This window comes from Arenimonas maotaiensis, assembly GCF_014638745.1.
In the GTDB taxonomy this organism is placed as follows: Bacteria; Pseudomonadota; Gammaproteobacteria; order Xanthomonadales; family Xanthomonadaceae; genus Arenimonas; species Arenimonas maotaiensis.
In genome coordinates this window covers 1-2,577 of record NZ_BMFO01000010.1, presented here as the reverse complement: position 1 = coordinate 2,577, position 2,577 = coordinate 1, and the positions used below count along the sequence as shown (strand labels likewise).

General features: G+C 46.7%; 4 protein-coding genes. All 4 read right to left on the bottom strand.

What is annotated here, in order from left to right; genetic code table 11:
• Positions 1-692: 692 nt before the first annotated feature.
• The 4 genes from IEV56_RS10495 to IEV56_RS10480 all read right to left on the bottom strand — a co-directional run bounded on the left by IEV56_RS10495 (position 693) and on the right by IEV56_RS10480 (position 2,444).
• Positions 693-1,025: a quaternary ammonium compound efflux SMR transporter QacF gene (locus IEV56_RS10495; protein ID WP_043876060.1), complete on the bottom strand. Its 333-nt coding sequence runs from the start codon at positions 1,023-1,025 to the stop codon at positions 693-695.
• 229 nt (positions 1,026-1,254) lie between these two features.
• Positions 1,255-1,629, bottom strand: a complete 375-nt coding sequence (locus tag IEV56_RS10490) for a hypothetical protein (RefSeq protein ID WP_188450313.1) — start codon at positions 1,627-1,629, stop codon at positions 1,255-1,257.
• A 97-nt stretch (positions 1,630-1,726) separates the two neighbouring features.
• Positions 1,727-2,059 carry a hypothetical protein gene (locus IEV56_RS10485; RefSeq protein ID WP_188450312.1) on the bottom strand — a complete coding sequence of 111 codons (333 nt, stop codon included), beginning with the start codon at positions 2,057-2,059 and terminating at the stop codon, positions 1,727-1,729.
• Between the two features lie 88 nt (positions 2,060-2,147).
• Entirely contained in the window at positions 2,148-2,444 is a 297-nt protein-coding gene (locus IEV56_RS10480; protein ID WP_188450311.1) for a hypothetical protein, read from the bottom strand.
• Between the last annotated feature and the right edge of the window lie 133 nt (positions 2,445-2,577).

Below are 2,577 nucleotides of genomic sequence, written 5' to 3'. Positions count from 1 at the left end.
TGCGCTCATATTCCGGAATAGCCCACACATCATCTGGAAGTTTCCATCCATAATCGGTAGGCATGCCCTCATGCGATTTGCCGCAGCTGGAGCAAAGAAACGAAGAAGTCATTCGTGGGCTCTAACGATTGAATTAAGCGGCTGCCGCCGCGAACAGACTCAGAATACCAAGTAAAGGGGCGGCTGTCCGCTTGGATGATTAGTTAGGTTGCGCCTGTGCGATAAGGATGAGCGTGGTTTTGCTCAACAAAGGCTGCAACGTCCCGACTCTTGGTTGGTAACGAAGGGGCCTCCCTGCGACCGGTAGAGGGGAATCGAAAGCCGGCTTGGTACAGCAGTTGTGCAGCCTTCCACCCATCAACATTACGGCGGAGGGGTGCTTTGAAGCCGCGGCCCATTTTGGCCATTGGGCCGGCGCATTCTGGGCATTGAGGCGATGTGCCGTCACTACGTGCAGCCCTCTTGAAGTTGAGACGGCAAACGAAGCAGGCGTGAGCAACCAGATAGCGCGGGCCCTTGGCCCGAGGTTGCGGACCACTAGGATCGGGCAGTGCGCGAGAACCAGTCTCTCGACGAAGTTCCATCCGGTCTGCTTTTGAGATGCGAGATGACATCGTGCGCAACCTAACGCCTGAATTAAGCCGCGCCGCGAAGCGGCGTCGGCTTGAATGAATTGTTAGATGCCAACCCGGTCAATGTGCGCTGACCTTGGATAGCAGGTTTAGAACGGCGACGCCACTGACGATAAGTCCCATGCCAATGAACGCCCAGAAGTCTAGTTTTTGGCCATGGAAAATCCAAGCAATAGCTGCCACAAGCACGATGCCAAGCCCAGCCCATACAGCGTAAGCAATACCGACCGGAATGGACTTGAGCGCGAGAGACAAGAAATAGAACGCAAGCCCGTAGCCAGCCACAACTACAACGGAAGGAACTAACCTAGTGAATCCATGGCTAGACTTCAGTGCGGAAGTTGCGATGACCTCGCCAAAGATTGCAACAGCCAGAAATATCCAGTTCTTCACGCGCAATCTCCTCTACGGTATGAAGGAGAAATTGTAGTGGCTATGAGTTGCCAAAAACAGTCTTGCGGCTATCGATTTTCTGTGAGCATACGCAACGCCAAATCTGGCATCTAACGCCTGAATTAAGCGGCAGCCGGCCGCGAACAGGTTCAGAATACCAAGTATCGGGGCGGCTGTCCGCTTGAATGAGTTGTTAGGGGCAAAATTAATATTACTCTCGATCACTAGGTTATGGAAGTGGCATAACAATAGTTTTTGTTAAATCACTTTCATCGAATTTAAAAATATATATTTTTTTGCCCTTAATTTTTATTTCAGGTCGCATTAAATCACTGTCTTCATAAATATCGATTGATGACGTGCTTAATAACCTTGAAGATGCAGTTTCAACGACTTGAAATTTTACAATTATCGATGCGTCTGCGAGTTCAAATGATGGAAAGCTATAGCGCTTAATGACATCAATTTTAAAATCTGAATTGATTGGGATAGAAAACGCAGTACGTTCTTTATAACCACCAAAAATCCCAATCATAATTGATGGAATAAACATCAAAAATGCGAGAAATGAAGCGCAAAAAATAATTGCAGGACGCAAATTCATTTTTGCCCCTAACGATTGAATTAAGCGGCTGCCGCCGCGAACAGGCTCAGAATACCAAGTAACGGGGCGGCTGTCCGCTTGGATGATTAGTTAGGCATCATTTTTTGCTGCGACCGAATATTTTTAGAAGTAATGGAAAATCCCGGGAAATTTTAAGGATTGACAAAGACATAATGGCAAACGGTATTCCAAGTATGGCGAGGCCACCATACATCCATCGATTTTTACCGAGTAATTTTGCCGACTGCCAAATATACCAAGTTGGAACAAGGTTTAAAGCCATCATGCAAATTAAAACATAGGTGTCATTGAGGCTAATGCCGTAGTTTCCAGCTGCGAATCCTAATAAAGTAAATCCTAAGAACACCAACATAAGAAAGGTGATGGCGCGACTGAGATAAATATCAGCATTAGCGATGCTAGAGCTCATGATGCCTAACGCCTGAATTAAGCGGCAGCCGCCGCGTACCACATCAGTTTACTCATATTCCGGGGCGGCTGTCCGCTTGAATGAGTTGTTAGGGTGCAAATCCACGGAATCCAATAAACACAGCGTAGAAACTTGCCACTATAGCTAGTGTTGAAACAATCCGAACGGCTTTACCAAATTGCCCAAATCCATCCGAAATTAGCTCAAAGTAAGAATCTAGTAAAAGCCAGATTGGCACTACAGCAAGACCTGCCCAAGAAAATATATTTTCAGGAGCAATTAATGACATTAAAAGTCCAGAGAATCCGCCAAGAATAGCGGCAAATATCACTAAGCCAACAAAAACCACAAGTTGTTTAGTTTTGGATGTGCGAGCATCCTGCATTTGCACCCTAACGATTGAATTAAGCGGCAGCCGCCGCGGACAACATCAGTTTACTCAAATTTCGGGGCGGCTGTCCGCTTGAATGACTAGTTAGAGACCACTAAGCGATCCTGTAGCTACAAGTATTTCATGA

What these genes read in the sequence shown, in the direction of transcription:
- IEV56_RS10485 (WP_188450312.1), bottom strand. Translation starts at nt 2,059, where the DNA reads ATGAGCTCTAGCATCGCTAATGCTGATATTTATCTCAGTCGCGCCATC.
- IEV56_RS10480 (WP_188450311.1), bottom strand. Translation starts at nt 2,444, where the DNA reads ATGCAGGATGCTCGCACATCCAAAACTAAACAACTTGTGGTTTTTGTT.
- IEV56_RS10490 (WP_188450313.1), bottom strand. Translation starts at nt 1,629, where the DNA reads ATGAATTTGCGTCCTGCAATTATTTTTTGCGCTTCATTTCTCGCATTT.